This window comes from Streptomyces sp. NPDC020490, from assembly GCF_044335305.1.
In the GTDB taxonomy this organism is placed as follows: domain Bacteria; phylum Actinomycetota; class Actinomycetes; order Streptomycetales; family Streptomycetaceae; genus Streptomyces.
The window spans coordinates 17,176-35,834 of the sequence record NZ_JBIRUY010000017.1 but is presented as its reverse complement, the minus strand read 5'-3'; the positions used below and the strand labels follow the sequence as shown (position 1 = coordinate 35,834).

The 18,659-nt window shown below is 68.8% G+C and carries 13 protein-coding genes and 3 pseudogenes; 12 read left to right on the top strand and 4 right to left on the bottom strand.

What is annotated here, in order from left to right; translation table 11 throughout:
* Window positions 1–177 precede the first annotated feature (177 nt).
* A complete protein-coding gene (locus tag ACH4ZX_RS19250; RefSeq protein ID WP_398273756.1) occupies window positions 178–3,978 on the top strand; it encodes a GH92 family glycosyl hydrolase in 3,801 nt (1,266 codons plus the stop codon).
* A gap of 86 nt (window positions 3,979–4,064) precedes the next feature.
* On the opposite strand, the gene ACH4ZX_RS19245 is transcribed toward ACH4ZX_RS19250, so the two are convergent.
* The gene (locus ACH4ZX_RS19245) at window positions 4,065–5,144 is read right to left on the bottom strand and encodes a lytic polysaccharide monooxygenase (protein ID WP_398273753.1); all 1,080 of its coding nucleotides are present in this window, start codon (window positions 5,142–5,144) and stop codon (window positions 4,065–4,067) included.
* 416 nt (window positions 5,145–5,560) lie between these two features.
* Complete coding sequence (gene acnA, locus ACH4ZX_RS19240; RefSeq protein ID WP_398273750.1) at window positions 5,561–8,278, bottom strand: aconitate hydratase AcnA; 2,718 nt, start codon at window positions 8,276–8,278, stop codon at window positions 5,561–5,563.
* A gap of 433 nt (window positions 8,279–8,711) precedes the next feature.
* On the opposite strand from acnA, the gene ACH4ZX_RS19235 reads away from it, so the two are divergent.
* Window positions 8,712–9,656 carry a GNAT family N-acetyltransferase gene (locus ACH4ZX_RS19235; protein WP_398273747.1) on the top strand — a complete coding sequence of 315 codons (945 nt, stop codon included), beginning with the start codon at window positions 8,712–8,714 and terminating at the stop codon, window positions 9,654–9,656.
* Between the two features lie 394 nt (window positions 9,657–10,050).
* Window positions 10,051–11,745: a lamin tail domain-containing protein gene (locus tag ACH4ZX_RS19230; RefSeq protein ID WP_398273744.1), complete on the top strand. Its 1,695-nt coding sequence runs from the start codon at window positions 10,051–10,053 to the stop codon at window positions 11,743–11,745.
* Window positions 11,746–11,959: 214 nt separating this feature from the next.
* Here the strand turns inward: ACH4ZX_RS19230 and ACH4ZX_RS19225 are convergent.
* Window positions 11,960–12,094: pseudogene (locus ACH4ZX_RS19225) on the bottom strand (aminoglycoside phosphotransferase); the annotation flags it as partial.
* Window positions 12,095–12,384: 290 nt separating this feature from the next.
* On the opposite strand from ACH4ZX_RS19225, the gene ACH4ZX_RS19220 reads away from it, so the two are divergent.
* The 9 genes and pseudogenes from ACH4ZX_RS19220 (at window position 12,385) to ACH4ZX_RS19180 (ending at window position 18,164) form a co-directional block, all read left to right on the top strand.
* Complete coding sequence (locus tag ACH4ZX_RS19220) at window positions 12,385–12,582, top strand: DUF4236 domain-containing protein (protein ID WP_398273741.1); 198 nt, start codon at window positions 12,385–12,387, stop codon at window positions 12,580–12,582.
* Between the two features lie 65 nt (window positions 12,583–12,647).
* Entirely contained in the window at window positions 12,648–14,177 is a 1,530-nt protein-coding gene (locus ACH4ZX_RS19215; protein ID WP_398273738.1) for a helix-turn-helix domain-containing protein, read from the top strand.
* 339 nt (window positions 14,178–14,516) lie between these two features.
* Window positions 14,517–14,909, top strand: a complete 393-nt coding sequence (locus ACH4ZX_RS19210) for a hypothetical protein (RefSeq protein ID WP_398273736.1) — start codon at window positions 14,517–14,519, stop codon at window positions 14,907–14,909.
* 5 nt (window positions 14,910–14,914) lie between these two features.
* Window positions 14,915–15,582: pseudogene (locus ACH4ZX_RS19205) on the top strand (nucleotidyl transferase AbiEii/AbiGii toxin family protein).
* Window positions 15,583–15,661: 79 nt separating this feature from the next.
* Window positions 15,662–15,814, top strand: a pseudogene (locus tag ACH4ZX_RS19200) (UDP-N-acetylglucosamine 1-carboxyvinyltransferase); the annotation flags it as partial.
* Between the two features lie 261 nt (window positions 15,815–16,075).
* Window positions 16,076–16,411, top strand: a complete 336-nt coding sequence (locus ACH4ZX_RS19195) for a MazG-like family protein (protein ID WP_398273733.1) — start codon at window positions 16,076–16,078, stop codon at window positions 16,409–16,411.
* Window positions 16,408–16,893, top strand: a complete 486-nt coding sequence (locus ACH4ZX_RS19190) for an NUDIX domain-containing protein (protein WP_398273730.1) — start codon at window positions 16,408–16,410, stop codon at window positions 16,891–16,893. The genes ACH4ZX_RS19195 and ACH4ZX_RS19190 overlap by 4 nt, the downstream gene beginning before the upstream one ends.
* Before the next feature lie 207 nt (window positions 16,894–17,100).
* Window positions 17,101–17,976 carry a helix-turn-helix domain-containing protein gene (locus ACH4ZX_RS19185; RefSeq protein WP_398273727.1) on the top strand — a complete coding sequence of 292 codons (876 nt, stop codon included), beginning with the start codon at window positions 17,101–17,103 and terminating at the stop codon, window positions 17,974–17,976.
* Entirely contained in the window at window positions 17,973–18,164 is a 192-nt protein-coding gene (locus ACH4ZX_RS19180; RefSeq protein WP_398273724.1) for a DUF397 domain-containing protein, read from the top strand. Before ACH4ZX_RS19185 ends, ACH4ZX_RS19180 begins: the two co-directional genes overlap by 4 nt.
* Before the next feature lie 60 nt (window positions 18,165–18,224).
* Here the strand turns inward: ACH4ZX_RS19180 and ACH4ZX_RS19175 are convergent, their stop codons facing one another.
* A complete protein-coding gene (locus tag ACH4ZX_RS19175) occupies window positions 18,225–18,653 on the bottom strand; it encodes a hypothetical protein (protein WP_398273722.1) in 429 nt (142 codons plus the stop codon).
* Window positions 18,654–18,659: the final 6 nt, after the last annotated feature.

Sequence of the window (18,659 nt, the reverse complement as noted above, 5' to 3'; positions counted from 1 at the left end):
CGAGTTGAGACCTCGAGGAAATACGCGCCCCCGGTGGGCGCGCTGCCGGAAAAATCCGCGACATAGGCCACGAACACCACAGGCAACACCCTTGACATCACTGAGCACTTGCTCGCTACTGGTCTCTGCGCAAGGCGCCTGACAACGTTGTCGCACATACAGGGAGGGTGCTCGCGAATGCACGGGAGAACTCGGCGCAGATGGGGTCCGGCGGTCGTTCTGACCGCCGCTTTCGCTTTGGCCGCCGGATCACCGGGAGCGGCGACGGCCCTGCCGGCGAAGGCCGCGGCGGCAGGCCTGGGGTTCGCGTCCTCCTTCGAGGCCGGCGACCCGGCGCCGGACTGGCTGAACACCGTCGACACCGGCCCCGGCGGCGCCGAGCGGGCCTCGGGAGTCGACGGCGGCTACACCACCGGCATCCCGGGCAGCGTGACCGACCGCGTCACCGGCCTGCGGGCCGGCGGCGAGAACACCGGCGCGGGCGAGGTGAAGGAGAACCTCGTCGACGGCGAACCGGGCACCAAGTGGCTCACCTTCGAGCCCACCGGCTGGGTCGAGTTCGACCTGGACGAGCCGGCCGGGATCGTGAAGTACGCGCTCACCTCGGCCAACGACCACGGCGAGCGCGACCCCAGGGACTGGACCCTGCGGGGCTCCACGGACGGCAAGGACTGGAAGACCCTGGACACCCGCTCGGGCGAGACCTTCTCCGAGCGGTTCCAGACCAAGACCTACGATCTCGCCGCACCGGCCGAGTACCGGCACTTACGCCTCGACATCACGGGGAACAACGGGGCCTCTGACATCGTGCAACTCGCCGACGTGCAGTTCTCCGACGGCAGCAGCGCCCCGGTGCCCGAGGACATGCGCACGCTCGTGGACCGCGGCCCGGTGGGCTCGCCCACCGCGAAGGCGGGCGCCGGATTCACCGGAAAGCGCGCCCTGCGTTACGCCGGACGGCACATCGCCGACGGGCGGGCGTACTCGTACAACAAGGTCTTCGACGTGAACGTGGCCGTCGGCCGCGACAGCCGGCTGTCGTACCGGATCTTCCCGTCGATGGCGGACGGCGACCGCGACTACGACGCCACGAACGTCTCCGTGGACCTCGCCTTCACCGACGGCACCTACCTCAGCGGCCTCGGCGCGACCGACCAGCACGGTTTCGCGCTCTCGCCGCGGGGGCAGGGAGCCTCCAAGGCGCTGTACGTCAACCAGTGGAACAACGTGGTGTCGCGGATCGGGTCGGTCGCGGCCGGCAGGACGGTCGACCGCGTCCTGGTGGCGTACGACTCCCCCGGCGGGCCGGCGAAGTTCCGGGGCTGGCTGGACGACGTGACGATCGACCGGGCCCCGCCCGAGCGGCCGAAGGCCCACCTGTCCGACTACGCGCTGACCACCCGCGGCACCAACTCCAGCGGCGGCTTCTCGCGCGGCAACGCCTTCCCCGCGACCGCCGTACCGCACGGCTTCAACTTCTGGACGCCGGTGACCAACGCGTCCTCGCTGAGCTGGCTGTACGACTACGCGCGCGCCGGCAACGCGGACAACCTGCCCACGATCCAGGCGTTCAGCGCCAGCCACGAGCCGAGCCCGTGGATGGGCGACCGGCAGACCTTCCAGGTGATGCCGTCCGCCGCGTCCGGCACCCCGGACACCGGCCGTGACGCCCGGGAGCTGGCCTTCCGGCACGAGAACGAGACCGCGCGGCCGTACCTGTACGGGGTGCGGTTCGAGAACGGCCTGAAGGCCGAGATGGCGCCCACCGACCACGCGGCGGCGCTGCGCTTCACCTACCCCGGCGACGACGCGAGTGTGCTCTTCGACAACGTCACCGACCAGGCCGGGCTGACCCTCGACAAGGAGCACGGGATCGTCACCGGCTACTCGGACGTCAAGTCCGGCCTGTCGGCCGGCGCCACCCGCCTGTTCGTCTACGGCGTCTTCGACAAGCCGGTGACGGACGGGGCGTCGAGCGGCGTCAAGGGCTACCTGCGGTTCGACGCGGGCGACGACCGCACGGTCACCCTCCGCCTGGCGACCTCGCTGATCAGCGTCGACCAGGCCGAGGACAACCTGGCCCAGGAGATCCCGGACGGCACGTCCTTCGACGTGGTCGAGAACCGCGCCCGGCGGGCCTGGGACCGGATCCTCGGCAAGGTCGAGGTCGAGGGCGCGACGCCGGACCAGCTCAGCACGCTCTACTCCAGCCTGTACCGGCTGTACCTGTACCCCAACTCCGGCTTCGAGAAGGTCGGTTCGACGTACCGGTACGCCTCGCCGTTCTCCGCGATGCCGGGTCCGGACACCCCCACGCACACCGGCGCGAAGATCGTCGACGGCAAGGTGTACGTCAACAACGGCTTCTGGGACACCTACCGGACGACCTGGCCGGCGTACTCCTTCCTGACGCCGTCCCAGGCGGGCGAGATGGTCGACGGGTTCGTGCAGCAGTACAAGGACGGCGGCTGGACCTCGCGCTGGTCCTCCCCCGGCTACGCGGACCTGATGACCGGCACCTCCTCGGACGTGGCGTTCGCGGACGCATACGTCAAGGGCGTCCGCTTCGACGCGAAGGCGGCCTGCCGGGCGGCCCTGAAGAACGCCACCGTGGTGCCGCCGTCGCCGGGGGTGGGCCGCAAGGGCATGGCGACCTCCCCCTTCCTCGGCTACACCGGCACCGACACGCACGAGGGCCTGTCGTGGGCCATGGAGGGCTACGTCAACGACTACGGCATCGCGCGGATGGGCCGGGCGCTCTACCGGAAGACCGGCGACAAGCGCTACCGGGAGGAGTCCGAGTACTTCCTCAACCGCGCCCGGGACTACGTCAAGCTGTTCGACTCCAGGGCCGGCTTCTTCCAGGGCCGTGACGCCGAGGGCCGCTGGCGGGTCGACTCCGCGAAGTACGACCCGCGCGTGTGGGGTCACGACTACACCGAGACCAACGGCTGGGGCTACGCCTTCTCCGCCCCGCAGGACAGCCGCGGCCTCGCCAACCTCTACGGCGGCCGCGGCGGGCTCGCGGAAAAGCTCGACGAGTACTTCGCCACGCCGGAGACGGCGTCCCCCGACCTCGTCGGCTCCTACGGCGGCGTCATCCACGAGATGACCGAGGCGCGGGACGTGCGGATGGGCATGTACGGGCACTCCAACCAGGTCGCCCACCACGTCATCTACATGTACGACGCGGCCGGGCAGCCGTGGAAGGCGCAGCGGAACGTCCGCGAGGTGCTGTCCCGTCTCTACACCGGCAGCGAGATCGGGCAGGGCTACCACGGCGACGAGGACAACGGCGAGCAGTCGGCCTGGTACCTCTTCTCCGCGCTCGGCTTCTACCCGCTGGTGATGGGCAGCGGCGAATACGCCGTCGGCTCCCCGCTGTTCAGGAAAGCTACGGTCCATCTGGAAGGCGGTCACGACCTCGTCGTCGAGGCGCCGAAGAACAGCGCGAGGAACGTGTACGTACAAGGCTTGAAGGTCAACGGCCGCACCTGGAAGTCCACTTCGCTCCCCCACGCGCTGCTCGCCAAGGGCGGGGTGCTGGAGTTCGACATGGGCCCGGAGCCGTCGTCGTGGGGCTCGGGCAGGAACGCGGCGCCGGTGTCCATCACCCGGGACGACAAGGTGCCGACGCCCCGCGCGGACGTGCTGAAGGGCGCCGGGGCCCTCTTCGACGACACCTCGGCGACGGGCGCCACGGTGACGTCCGTGGACCTTCCGGTGTCCGGCCGGGTGAAGGGGGTGCAGTACACGCTGAGCTCGTCCTCGGACCGCTCCGAGGCGCCGGCCGGCTGGACCCTTCAGGGCTCCGCCGACGGCGCCGTGTGGAAGACGCTCGACAAGCGGTCCGGCGAGTCCTTCGCCTGGGACCGGCAGACCCGCGCGTTCACGGTCGCGTCGCCGGGCACGTACGCGAAGTACCGCCTGCTCTTCGACGGCGAGGCGGTCGTCTCGGAGGTCGAACTGCTGGCCTGAGCGCCGCGTCCGGGCGCCGGCAGACGCGTGCCCCGGCCCACGGCGACGTGCGTGGGCCGGGGCACGCCTGCACCCCCTCGCAGGGCCTAACCGACCTGGCAGGGCAGGGTCGTCGCCGTGTCGCCGCCGTTGCCGGTGACGACGTATCCGAAGGTGGTGCTCGCCCCTGGACTCAGCGAGCCGTTCCAGTCGGCGTTGTGGACCATCACCTCCTGGCCGGTGTAGGTGGCGTTGCCGTTCCACAGGCTGTCGACCTTCTGGCCGGCCGGCAGCGTCCAGTCGACCATCCATCCCAGCATCGGCACGTCGCCGGTGTTGGTGACGGTCACCTCGGACTGGTAGCCGCCGTTCCAGGTGCCGGTCGTCTTGCGGGTGGCGGAGCAGGTGCCGGGGACCGGATCCGTCGGGTTGCCCGGGTCGTGGATGCCGGTGACCTCGCCGTTGCCGCCGTCGAAGACCACGTCGGAGCAGGAGTAGAAGGTCTCCGCGCTGTCCGAGCGCTGCCACACCATGTAGATGATGTGCCGCCCCGACTTGCCCTCCGGGAGCTTGCCGGACCAGGAGTAGTTGGCCTCGACCGTGCCCGGAGTGCCGTTGAGCGGCGGGTGGTCGACGCTGAGGAACGGGGTGTCCTCGAGGTCGTCCCAGGTCAGCGTCTTGGTCGGGTCGAAGCCGTCCTTGGTGATGTAGACGTAGAACCAGCCCGGGTGCGCGGCCCAGGCGTTGTACGCGAAGTCGACGGTCGCGCCCGAGGTGAGGTGGGTCAGCGGCCAGTCGTCGCGTGGCAGGTTGAAGCCGGTGAAGTTCGGGTTGCCGCCGCTGCACAGCTCGCCGTCCGGCACGAAGCCGCGGGTGCGGCCGGCGCCGTCCGAGCGCAGCACCGAGAACCAGTTGTAGAACGGCGTGGTGCCGCTGATCTGCTGGGCGGCCTTGCAGGCCGGGTTGACCGGCTTGATCTCACCGGTGTCGGTGAGGCCGTCCTGCCAGCACAGGAAGGTACGGCTGCCGGGCTTCATCGGAGTGCCGTGGGCCTGCGCCGGCCCGCCGGCCGTCAGCACCAGGGCCAGGGCGGGGACGGTGGCGAGCAGGGAGACCAGGACCAGGAAGAGAGCTTTGGTCCGGGTGGAGGGCGCCGGTCGGCGCACGATATCGGTTGACAGGATCATGACATTCGGATTCCTTCAGCTGCGGCCGTGTGCGGGGTACGGGCGTGCGTCGATGGTCCGAGCGGGCGAGATGGGAGCGCCCCGTGGCGGCGGGTTCCGGTCCACCGTCATGGGAGCGCTCCCACCTCTCCACTGGCGAAGCTAGCGCCGAGTGGCCCGGTTGTAAACGCCTGAGGCACACAGGACGTACGCGAAGTGGACGCGGCGCGGGCGCCTGCCCGGCGCCTGCCCGCTTCCGGCGCGGTTCCGGCGCGGTTCCGGCGCGCGGGCGGCTCGGGCCGGACCGAGCCGAACGGGGCCGTCCGGGCGCCCGGTCGCGGACACGGCGCTGGGCCGCACCCCCGTCACCGGGGACACGGCGCTGGGCCGCACCCCCGTCACCGGGGATGCGGCCCTGAACTGCCGTGTGCCGCGGCCTACTTGCGGATCAGGTTGCGGAGCACGTACTGCATGATGCCGCCGTTGCGGTAGTAGTCGGCCTCACCGGGGGTGTCGATGCGGACGACCGCGTCGAACTCGACACCGGTGTCGGTGGTGACCTTGACGGTGCGCGGCGTGGTGCCCTCGTTCAGCTCGGTGACGCCGGTGATGGAGAAGCTCTCCTCGCCGGTCAGGCCGAGGGACTCCGCGGAGGCGCCCTCCGGGAACTGCAGCGGCAGGACGCCCATGCCGATGAGGTTCGAGCGGTGGATGCGCTCGTAGGACTCGGCGATGACGGCCTTGACGCCGAGCAGGGCCGTGCCCTTGGCCGCCCAGTCGCGGGACGAACCGGAGCCGTACTCCTTGCCGGCCAGGACGACCAGCGGGACGCCGGCGGCCTGGTAGTTCTGCGAGGCGTCGTAGATGAAGGCGACCGGGCCGCCCTCCTGCGTGAAGTCGCGGGTGTAGCCGCCCTCGGTGCCCGGCGCGATCTGGTTGCGCAGGCGGATGTTGGCGAACGTGCCGCGGATCATGACCTCGTGGTTGCCTCGGCGGGAGCCGTAGGAGTTGAAGTCACGGCGCTCCACACCGTGCTCGGTGAGGTACTGGCCGGCCGGAGTGTCGGCCTTGATCGCGCCGGCCGGGGAGATGTGGTCGGTGGTGACCGAGTCGCCCAGCTTGGCCAGCACCCGGGCGCCGGAGATGTCGGAGACCGGCTCCGGCTCCATGCCCATGCCCTCGAAGTACGGGGGCTTGCGCACGTACGTCGACTCGGCGTCCCACTCGAAGGTGTTGCCGGTCGGGATGGGCAGCGCCTGCCACTGGGCGTCGCCGGCGAAGACGTCGGCGTAGGACTTGTTGAACATGTCCTCGCCGATGGCGTTCGCCACGACGTCGTTGACCTCGGCCTCGGAGGGCCAGATGTCCTTGAGGAAGACCGGGTTGCCGTCCTGGTCGGTGCCCAGGGCGTCGCGCGTGATGTCCACCTTCATGGAGCCCGCGATGGCGTACGCGACGACCAGCGGCGGGGAGGCCAGGTAGTTCATCTTGACGTCGGGGTTGATACGGCCCTCGAAGTTCCGGTTGCCGGACAGCACCGAGGTGACGGCGAGGTCGTGGTCGTTGACGGCCTTGGAGACCTCCTCCGGCAGCGGGCCGGAGTTGCCGATGCAGGTGGTGCAGCCGTAGCCGACGAGGTTGAAGCCGACCTTGTCGAGGTAGGGGGTCAGGCCCGCCTTGTCGAAGTAGTCGGTGACGACCTTGGAACCCGGGGCGAGGGTGGTCTTGACCCACGGCTTGCGGGTCAGGCCCTTCTCCACGGCCTTCTTCGCGACGAGCGCGGCGGCGACCATGACGTACGGGTTGGAGGTGTTGGTGCAGGAGGTGATGGCGGCCACCGTGACGGCGCCGTGGTCGAGCTCGTAGGTCGTCCCGTCGGGGGCGGTGACCTGGACCGGGTTGCTGGGCGCGCCGTTCGGGGCGACGGCGGGGGCGTCGGAGGCCGGGAAGGACTCCTGGCCCGCCTCGTCCACGACGTCCACGTAGTTGCGGACGTCCTGCTTGAACTGCTCGGCGGCGTTCGCGAGGACGATCCGGTCCTGCGGCCGCTTGGGGCCGGCGATGGACGGGACGACCGTCGACAGGTCCAGCTCGAGCTTCTCGGAGAAGTCGGGCTCGGCCTTCGGGTCCAGCCAGAGGCCCTGCTCCTTGGCGTACGCCTCGACGAGCGCGACCTGCTGGTCGCTGCGGCCGGTCAGACGCAGGTAGTTGAGGGTCTCGTCGTCGATCGGGAAGATCGCGGCGGTGGAGCCGAACTCCGGCGACATGTTGCCGATGGTGGCGCGGTTGGCGAGGCTGGTGGCGGCCACGCCCTCGCCGTAGAACTCGACGAACTTGCCGACGACGCCGTGCTTGCGGAGCATCTCGGTGATGGTGAGCACGAGGTCGGTGGCGGTGGTGCCGGTGGGCAGCTCGCCGGTGAGCTTGAAGCCGACGACGCGCGGGATCAGCATGGAGACCGGCTGGCCGAGCATGGCGGCCTCGGCCTCGATGCCGCCGACGCCCCAGCCGAGCACGCCGAGGCCGTTGACCATGGTGGTGTGCGAGTCGGTGCCGACGAGGGTGTCGGGGTAGGCCTGCCCGTTCCGGACCATGACCGTGCGGGCCAGGTGCTCGATGTTCACCTGGTGGACGATGCCGGTGCCCGGCGGGACGACCTTGAACTCGTCGAACGCGGTCTGGCCCCAGCGCAGGAACTGGTAGCGCTCCTTGTTGCGGCCGTACTCCAGCTCGACGTTCTGCTTGAAGGCGTCGTTGGTGCCGAACTTGTCGGCGATGACGGAGTGGTCGATGACCAGCTCGGCCGGGGCCAGCGGGTTGATCTTCGCCGGGTCGCCGCCGAGCTCCTTGACGGCCTCGCGCATGGTGGCGAGGTCGACGACGCAGGGGACGCCGGTGAAGTCCTGCATGATCACGCGGGCCGGCGTGAACTGGATCTCCTGCGACGGCTGGGCCTGCGAGTCCCAGTTGCCGAGGGCACGGATGTGGTCGGCGGTGATGTTCGCGCCGTCCTCGGTGCGGAGCAGGTTCTCCAGCAGGACCTTCAGGCTGTAGGGGAGCCGGGCCGAGCCCTCCACCTTGTCCAGGCGGAAGATCTCGTACGACTCGTCGCCCACCTGCAGCGTGCTGCGGGCGTCGAAGCTGTTCGCCGACACGACAGTCTCCTTCATTGATGTGCGCGTACCACCACACCGCAAACCATATGCGGCTACCGCCGCGTGGTGCCGCCACGGCCTCTGGACCCATCCGCCGAGGCAAGACCAAGTAAGGCATGCCTCAGCGGGGTGGCGACTGCGGTGCACCTCGGCAGATATCTCGATGTCGAGATAACTCTAGTACATGGGCGCCGGATGGTCATGCGGGGTCCGTCCGTGTCCTGTCTCGGCGGACCTCGAAAACGGATTGCGCACAGGGGCTGCGGTTGGATAGATGTTGCGAACGAGCCCCCGCCGCAAGGGTGAGGGGCACGACAGCGAGAGGAGGGATGAGCCGATGATCCGCATGATCACCGCGCTTGCGTCCTCCCGGGGCGCGGACCGCGTCTGACCCCGGAGCGGACGGGCGCCTTCACCGGAGCGTGCCTGAACCGTGAACCAGAACGACCTGACCATACGTCCGATCAACGGACCCGAAGAACTCGATCTCTTCTCTCAACTGCCCTATGTCCTCAACGAGGAACTGGCAGACGACCTTGCCGTCGGCCGACGACGCCCGGAATGGATGTGGGTCGCCCTGCGCGGTGACCGCCTACTGGCCAGAGCTGCCTGGTGGAGCCGAGTCGGCAGCGACACACCGCTCATCCTGGACGTCCTCGACATCGACGACGACGCCCCGAACCCCGATCAGAGCGACATCGGGGTGCGACTTCTGCACACCGCGATGGCCGCCACCCTTTCGAACGGGTCGTGTCCCCCCGAGTACAGCCGTTTCGTCCCGCCGGACTGGCGTGAGAACGCACGGACCAGAGAAGCCGTCGAGAACCGCATGACGGTACTGGAACGGACCGGTGCCAGGCTCTTCGTCGAACGGCTGCGCCTGGAGTGGCATCCGGAATCGCCAGTCCCGAAGCCCACCGAGCGCCTTGCGTTCCGGCCGATCCGCGGCGCCGATGAACTCGTGGCACTGATGGCCTCGGTCATGGACGGAACGCTGGACGCACATGGCCGTCACGACCTGACCCGGATGTCCGCCCAGGAGGCGGCCATCAAGCACTACGAGGACGAGCTGGCGCGCTACACGAGCCCACGAGACTGGTGGCGGATCGCAACGCTGCCCGCCGGAGAACCAGTGGGCTTCGTCCTCCCGGCCCACAACGGCTACAACGCGATCATCGCCTACATCGCGGTCCTTCCCACGCACCGCGGCAACGGCTACATCGACGACCTGCTCGCCGAGGGCACCCGCGTCCTTGCCGAGCAGGATGTCCCTCGCATCCGCGCGTCCACAGACCTGGGCAACGTCCCGATGGCGAACGCCTTCCATCGCGCCGGGTACGTCAATTTCGGGCGCGAGATCAATATGACCTGGAGCTGATCGACCACCGGGCCGGGGCTCCGGAGACGGCGCTCCCGCAAACGCCTGGGCTGCCTCGGGCCGGATGAGACAACCCCACCAGCGATGCCTCGATCGATCTGAGGCAGCCATCGTCACCGGGCCGCAATGCCTCAGATCGATCGAGACAGGACACCGTGATCCCCTCGCAGTGAAGGTCGGGCATGGTCACAGGCGTCCTCTCGAGGGTGTGAGGCGATCAGAGGACCGGGCAGACACGCGTGCGCCCCCGCTGTGCACGTGAAGGTGACTGCGCGTTCCGCTGCGGTCTTGTGTGCCCATCGGCCGAGACGGGATGCTCCCTGCACCTGCTTCACACGATGAACAGGAGCAACGGGAGCTCAGCAACACACCAACACCGAAAGGGTCGTTGCCGATGAGACTCAGCCTCCGCGCACTCATATGTGCGCTGGTCTCCGCCGTGGCGCTGGCATCCGCCGGTGCCGTTCCGGCGGTGGGCGCAGCCACCACCCCGATCCCGTCGCAGGGATCACCGACGCAGCTCGACGTGGGCAACTGGAACGTCGAGTGGTTCGGTTCGCCGGACTTCGGCCCGACCGACGAGGCGCTGCAGCAGGAGAACGTCCGCGACGTCATGTCGGGGGCCGACATGGACGTGTGGGGCCTGTCCGAGGTCGTCAGCACCTCGGCGTTCGACGCGCTCGTCGCCGGCATGCCCGGCTACACCGGCGTCGTGGCGAACGACCCGGTCGTGACGAACGGTGCGCAGTACTACTCCGACTTCGGCAACACCGAGCAGAAGGTCGCGCTCGTCTGGCGCACCAGCATGGCCACGCTGGTGAGCGCGAAGGTCATCCTGACGGACCAGAACAGCAACTTCGCGGGCCGCCCGCCGGTGGAGTTCACGTTGCGGGGAACCTTCGACGGCGTGACCCGGGACCTCGTCTTCATCGTCCTGCACGCGAAGTCCGGGGCCACCGCGGATGCGTGGAACCTCCGCAGCTCCGCATCGCAGGCTCTCAAGTCCTACCTCGACACCACGTACCCGACGCAGAACGTCTTCGTCATCGGCGACTGGAACGACGACGTAGACACGTCGATAGTGTCCGGGAAGGCATCACCCTACGCCAACTTCGTGAACGACACGGCCCGCTACGGCTTCCCGACGCGTGCACTGTCGCTGGCCGGGGTGGCGTCGACGACCGGCTACCCGGACTTCATCGACCACCAGCTCAACACCGACGAGGTCCAGGCGAAGTACGTCCCGGGCTCGGCGACCGCTTTCCAGCCCCAGGCGTACGTTCCGAACTACGCCACCACGACCAGCGATCACTACCCGGTGCTGGCTCGCTACGACTTCGTCACTGGCGGCGGCGGGGTGAACCAGCCGCCCACCGCGTCGTTCACGCACTCCTGCACCGATCTCGCGTGCACCTTCACGGACGGCAGCACCGACGCCGACGGCACGATCGTGAGTCGCAGTTGGGACTTCGGCGACGGACAGAAATCGAGCGCGACCAACCCGAGCGTCACCTATGCGTCGGCGGGCACCTACCCGGTGTCCCTGACCGTGACGGACAACGGCGGCGCCACGCACACCACGACCCAGAACGTCACCGTCACGGCGGGCGGCGCAGGGGGTCCGGCCGACGTCGTCATCAACGAAGTGCTGGCCAACGAGCCGGGCAGCGACACCGCGGGCGAGGGCGTCGAGATCGTGAACATCGGCGGCACAGCGATCGACATCGGGGGCTGGACCATCCGCGACGGGACGGCAGTACGCCACACCTTCGCGTCCGGGACGACATTGCAGCCCGGCAAGGCGATCACCGTGTTCGGTGGAGCCTCCGCCATCCCTGGCGGCATCGTGGCGGTGGCTGCGAGCACCGGTGGCCTCAGCCTGTCCAACAGCGGTGATCAGGTGATCCTCAAGGATTCGGCCGGTGCGACGGTCCAGTCGATGAGCTACTCCTCGAGCCTGTCGAACACCGACGGCGTGTCCGCCAACCGCAGTCCCGACGGCTCCGCGTCCGGGGCCTGGGTCAAGCACAACACGATCAGTTCGCTGGCACAGTCGCTGGGTCGGCGCGCCGACGGAACGATGTACTGAGCAGGCAGCCATCGACAGACGCCGGGGATCGCGCCGCAGCCGCGATCCCCGGCCGCGTCGCAGCCGCGCGAGGGAGCGCACCTCGACCACCGCCGGGGCCACCCGACCGCAGGGACGGCATCTGCTCGCCGACCGGCCGTCGGCCGGTCCGACCAGCCCGTCCCGCTGACAGTGACAGCGTTCATCTCTGTCACGGCCCACGATCGGGGCGACATCACCTCGTCGACTCCAGAATGCGGTCGAGTGTCAGGCGCCCCATGGTGCTCATCGTCGGATTGCTCTCGGCGTAGTACCAGACAAGACCCATCGCCTGCTCGAACGCCCATGCCTTGCCGCGCTCCCATTCCAGTCTGAACGTGTCTCATCTCGTTGCTTCCCGATTCTCTTCCTGGGGCAGCGCCGCCTGGGAGACCGGCCCGCATGTGCGGTAAACCTAGCGAGCCGCGCAGGTCGGGCAGAGAGCTGATGGAGATCCGGTGATGATCCGTTACAGCGCCCGGACAGTGGAACTCCGCGGAGGAGGGACGTGGTGACCACGTCCCTCCTCCGTGCACCGTCGGCGCCGGAGACTGAGTGCGCCGAGCCGGGGCAGCCGACAGGGGACCGGTACGTCCCCGGACCACCGAGAGGAAACACGGCATGCCCCTCACGTTCCGCAAGAGTTTCCGGATCCTTCCGGGAGTGCGCCTGAACATCAACCGGCATTCCTGGTCCATCACCACCGGCGGTGCGCACGGCCCGAAGCACACGCACAGCAGCACCGGACGTCGTACGACATCGGTTGATTTGCCCGGACCTTTCGGGTGGCGTCGCACCCGTTCCGCGAGGCGGCGTTGACAGCACGTCACCCGAACGGACCCCCCTGGGATGCCCCATCTCATATCTGAGATAGCCTCAGCCTCATGGGAGACGACTACCTCGTACGCATCGGCAAGCTCATCCGTGACGCGCGGCAACACCGCGGCTGGACGCAGGCACAGCTCGCGGAGGCTCTGGGAACCAGCCAGAGCGCGGTCAACCGCATCGAGCGCGGTGGCCAGAACATCAGTCTTGAGATGATCGCCCGCATCGGTGAGGCGCTGGAGAGCGAGATCGTCTCCCTGGGCTACGCGGGCCCGATGCATCTGCGGGTCGTCGGCGGCCGACGGCTGTCGGGGGCGATCGACGTCAAGACGAGCAAGAACGCCTGCGTGGCACTGCTGTGCGCCTCGCTGCTCAACAAGGGGCGCACGGTGCTGCGCCGGGTGGCGCGCATCGAGGAGGTCTACCGGCTCCTGGAGGTGCTCAACTCCATCGGCGTGCGCAGCCGTTGGATCAACGACGGCGTCGACCTCGAACTCGTGCCGCCCGCCCGGCTCGACATGGAGGCCATCGACGCCGAGGCGGCCGTACGCACGCGGTCCATCATCATGTTCCTCGGCCCGCTGCTGCACCGTATGAACAGCTTCAAGCTGCCGTACGCGGGCGGTTGCGACCTGGGGACGCGGACCATCGAGCCGCACATGATCGCGCTGCGCCGCTTCGGGCTCGACATCGCCGCGACCGAGGGGCAGTACCACGCCCGGGTCGACACCTCGGTCCGGCCCGGCCGGCCGATCGTGCTGACCGAGCGCGGCGACACGGTGACCGAGAACGCGCTGCTGGCCGCCGCCCGGCACGACGGCGTCACCGTCATCCGCAACGCGTCCTCCAACTACATGGTCCAGGACCTGTGCTTCTTCCTGGAGGCGCTCGGCGTGCAGGTCGAGGGCATCGGCACCACCACTCTCACCGTGCACGGCGTGCCGGAGATCGACGTCGACGTCGACTACTCGCCCTCCGAGGACCCGGTCGAGGCGATGAGCCTGCTGGCGGCCGCGGTGGTGACGGAGTCGGAGCTGACGGTGCGCCGGGTTCCCATCGAGTTCCTGGAGATCGAGCTGGCGGTCCTGGAGGAGATGGGACTCGACCACGACCGCACGCCCGAGTACTGGGCGGACAACGGCCGTACCCGCCTGATCGACCTCACCGTACGGCCCTCCAAGCTGGAGGCGCCGATCGACAAGATCCACCCCATGCCGTTCCCCGGCCTGAACATCGACAACGTCCCGTTCTTCGCGGCCATCGCCGCCACCGCGCAGGGCAAGACCCTGATCCACGACTGGGTCTACGACAACCGCGCGATCTACCTGACCGACCTCAACCGGCTCGGCGGACGCCTGCAACTCCTCGACCCGCACCGGGTCCTGGTCGAGGGCCCGACCCGCTGGCGCGCCGCGGAGATGATGTGCCCGCCCGCGCTGCGCCCCGCCGTGGTGGTCCTGCTGGCGATGATGGCGGCCGAGGGCACGTCGGTGCTGCGCAACGTGTACGTCATCAACCGCGGCTACGAGGACCTCGCCGAACGCCTGAACTCCGTCGGGGCGCAGATCGAGATCTTCCGGGACATCTGAGGGTCCTCGGAAAAGACGCCGCCCATACCTCTTCTGACCTGCGTAAACGCGAGGCAAGAGGGGGCGTGGCGGCGCCTCTGGGACTTTTCTGGGACCTCTGGTCGGGACCGAAGGCGCCCTCTTGCGGGCCGGCGAGTCCGGGAAAAAGGCCAGGTCAGGCCCCGGCTCACCGCCCCGCGCGCGGGCGCCTGAAGCGTCATGACCGACAGCCCACGCCTCTGCTCGGGGCAGAACACAATGTCCCAGCCATGTTCACCCGGCAGGGGCCCGCACTGCTCACTCCGGACACCGGCTCGCACGTCATGGCCCGCACCACATCCCGGCCGTCATAATGGAGTCATGTCCTCCAGCCCGCAGCACCCCGCACCCGCTCCGGTGGACCTTTCCGGCACGGACGTCGAGGACCTCGCGCTGTACCGGGAGAAGTTCCGGCGGCGTCTGCCGGAGTCACTGGACGAGTTGCACGGCCCGACCCAGGGGGTCGTGGAGCTACCGCTGCACATGGCCTGGTCCGGAATGACGTCGTACGACCTGGGCAAGCCTCGCCAGCGCATGGGCCTGTACCGCACCGTCCTGCACGAGGGCCTGCGCGACGACCTGCCCCGCTATCTCGACCAGGACCTGCTCCTCCAGCTGTGGCCGGTGCTGCGCACACTCGTCGGCCGCACCGTGCGCACCGTGTGGGAAGACGCCTTCCCCCAGCTCGCCCTCCGCACCCAGGCCGCCGCGTGACGGACATGCCGGAGCTGCACACGCGGCTCCTGGCAGATGTGATCGCCCTCGCTCCCCGTATCCCCTGGTCCTCACCGGCGGGTATGCCGTACGGGCGCACCACCTCGTCAACCGCCCCAGCCAGGATCTCGATGTCGCCACCGAGAACCCGGCGCCCATGGCCGACATCGCGGCAACGCTCCGCGCCGGCCTGGAAGCCCGCGGCTGGAAGGTGCACGCGCTGGAGACCGCCCCGCTGTCCGCCCGCTTCACCGTGACCGACCCTGTCACCGGGCAGGACTGCGAAGTCGACATCCTCAAGGAAATCTTCTGGCGGCCGGTCGCCCAGAGCCCTTATGGGCCCGTCCTCGCGGAGGAGGACGTGATCGGGACCAAGGTCCGGGCCCTCGCCGACCGCGGAGCACCCCGCGACCTGATCGACGTGTTCGCAGCCTCACGCCGCTGGACCAATGCCGAGCTCGAGGAGTTCGGCCGCCGCCACGCCCGCGGCCGCTTCGAACGCGAGGATCTGCAGTCGAACCTCACCGGCGCCGAGTGGACCGACGACGAAGCCTTCGCCGCCTACGGGCTCGATGACGCCACTATCACCGCACTCCGCGCCTGGGCCTTGGAGTGGGCCGACCACCTCGCGGCCCGCCTCCTCGACGAGGCCGATGATCCGGACATCGACTGATCACATCTTGGACGAGCCCTGACTGCCCCTGACCATCCGCATGGTCAGGCCGGTCTTGCCCGGAGCAGGTCCGTCGGCCGGCGGACGCCTGCAACTCCTCGACGCGCACCGGGTCCTGGTCGAGGGCACGTCGGTGCTGCGCAACGTGTACGTCATCAACCGCGGTTACGAGGAACTCGCCGAACGCCTGAACTCCGTCGGGGCGCAGATCGAGATCTTCCGGGACATCTGAAAGTCTCCAGAGACAACAGCGCTGCACCCCTCCTGACCTGTGCCTGTGCGAACCAGGAGGGGTTCGGCGCCCTTACCGCTCCCCTGCCGTCATCCATGGAGGCATGTCCTCCAGGCCCGCGGCGCCCCGGACCCGCGCCGAGCGGCCTCTCGCGCGCACTTCGCCGCGAGCACCGGCTGTCCGCTGCCGTACGATCCGAGTGCGCGGTCCCCGTTCAAGGACGGCGGCGGCCGTCACCGGAAGGTCTGACGGAGGAGCCTCATGGCTGACGACTCATGGTCCACGATCACCGCCCTCGCTGCCCGGTTCAACGAAGCCGACGCGGCTCTGGGCGTGCCGACCGAGGAACAGCATGTTCTTCAGGTACTCAAGATCGGTGAGGAGTTCGGCGAAGCCGCACAGGCCGTCATCGGCGCGAAGGGAACCAACCCCCGCAAAGGAAACTCCCACACCTGGGACGATGTGCACGCCGAAGTCGCCGACACTGTCATCACGGGCATGGTCACCCTCGCCCGCATGCGCCCCGATGCCGCCGCGTACTTCGCCGACCAGCTCAAGCTCAAGGCCGCGCGATTCCTTGCCGCGGAGACGCCATGACGAACACGTGGCTCCCACCGGAGCAGTACATCGAGACCATCGCGCGTGCCACGTCCTACGCCTGTCTCTACTTCACCGACACAGCCGGCCGTCCCTTCCAACTACGCTCCCACAGCGACCGGGAAGTCTGGCAGTGGCCGGGCGGCAACCTGGAACGCGGCGAGACGCCGTGGGAGGGAGCCCGGCGTGAATGCCTGGAAGAGACCGGCATCGACTTCCAGGGGCCGCAACGTCTCCTCGGCGTCCACTTCGTCCCCCGGCGCGAGGACTGGCCGGCCAACCACATCGGTTTCATCTTCGACGGCGGCGCACTCACCGACGACCAGCTTGCCCGGGTGCGGCTCACGGACGAGCACACCGCATGGCGCGTGGCGACGGTCGACGAGTGGCAGCGGGAGATGAGACCTGTCAACTTCGCGCGGCTCGACGCGATCAATGCCGCGCGGAAGGCAGGAACTGTCGCTTACCTCGAAGGGCCTTAGCAGCGGGCACGTCGGTGCTGCGTAACGTGTACGTCATGCGAGGGCTGGTCGGCAGGTCCGGCGCTGATACAGATCACGCTGTACCGGTTCACGCGCTGGACCGGGTCGGTCGCCGTACGTGACGATGAGTGTGCCGAGCGTGGCGCAGCGCGTTCGGCGTGGGAGAGGACCCGACAGCACGAGGCACAGGGGAAGGCGGCTGCGACGATGACCGACAACGGCGTTGGTGTGGGCGGGAGTTCCGGGCAGGCCGGGGGCAACGGAAGCTGCGAGCCGGAACTCTCGGACAGCCTGAAGACGTTCGGCGCGGTCCTCAAGGCCCTGCGCGAGGAAGCTCGCCTGACGCAGGAACAGTTCGCGCCGCTGATGCGGTACTCGGTCGCGTACATCGCCAAGATCGAACAGGGCAAGCGGTTCCCGCCAGGGGATCTGCTGGAGCGGTCGGAGGAGGTGCTGGGGGCGGCCGCGGGGCGGGTGCTGAGGGCGGCGGCCCGCAGCCTCACGCGGAAGGCGGGGCTGGCGTCATGGTTCCGGCAGTGGGCGGGGATCGAGGAGGAGGCGATCTCGCTGTATGCGTATGAGTGCCGGGCCATTCCGGGGTTGTTGCAGCCTGAGCCTTACATTCGCGCCATCTTCGAGCGGCGGCTGCCGCCCCTTTCCGAGGAACAGATCGAGCGCCAGGTCGCAGCGCGACTGGAGCGTCAACAACTCCTGACGGAGAGGCCGAACACGGCTTTCAGTTTCGTCATCGAGCAAGCTCTGCTTGAGCGGCGCATGGGTGGGCCGGGGGTCGCGCGACAGCTGTTGGATCACCTGCTGGAGCAAGGGGCTCGACGGAACGTCGAGATCCAGGTGATGCCTCTGCGCCAGTACGATCACGCGGGGATCGACGGCTTGATGTACCTTGCGGAGACACCTCAGCACGAATGGGTGGGCTACTCCGAGGGCCAACAGTCGAGCATTCTGATCACATCGCTGAAGGACGTCAGCGCCATGCTCCAGCGCTATGGCAAGCTGCGTTCGCAGGCCCTCGGCCGTGAAGCCACAGTAAGCCTGTTGGAGCAGATGCGAGGAGCGCTATGAGTACCACTGAACTGGCCTGGTTCAAGAGCAGTTACAGCGGCAGCTCCGGCGACAACTGCGTCGAGGTCGCCGTGCGCACCGAGGCCGTGCTCGTCCGGGACTCGAAGGACACGGGCAGGCGGGCGCTGGCCCTGTCCCGCGAGGCGTGGTCGGCGTTCACGGCGCTGGCGGCGGAGTCGCCCGTCTGAACTTCCGGTGGGGCAGCGTGTGTCGCCGCCCCACCGGCCGCTACGGGCCGTCCACGGCGGTCACGGGCACAGTGGGCCGTCCTGGACGGTGCAGCTCACCTGCCAGGGGGTCCACGCGCCGTTGTCGTAGCGCATCCGGAACCAGTAGTTGCCGTCCCGGCCGATGGCCGCGATGGTGAAGTTCGTGAGGCTGCCCTGCAGGTGGTCGATCTGGATCCGGCTCTGGACCCATCCCTCCATGGACAGCCATCCGTTCCAGGAGCCGTCGGTGTTGGTCCAGTTCGTCCACACCGCGTGATCGGTGCCGACGACGAACTCCTGCTTGGTCCCGTTGGCGAACTTCGTGGTCGAGATGCCGTAATCGCAGAGGTACTTGTGGCCCTTGTGCGTGCAGGAGGTGGCCGCCTGGGACGGCGCCGCCGCGGCCCCCACCGCCGCGAAGGCGGCCATGGCCGCGACCGCGGTGAGGGCACTCCTGAATCCGCGCATGTGCGT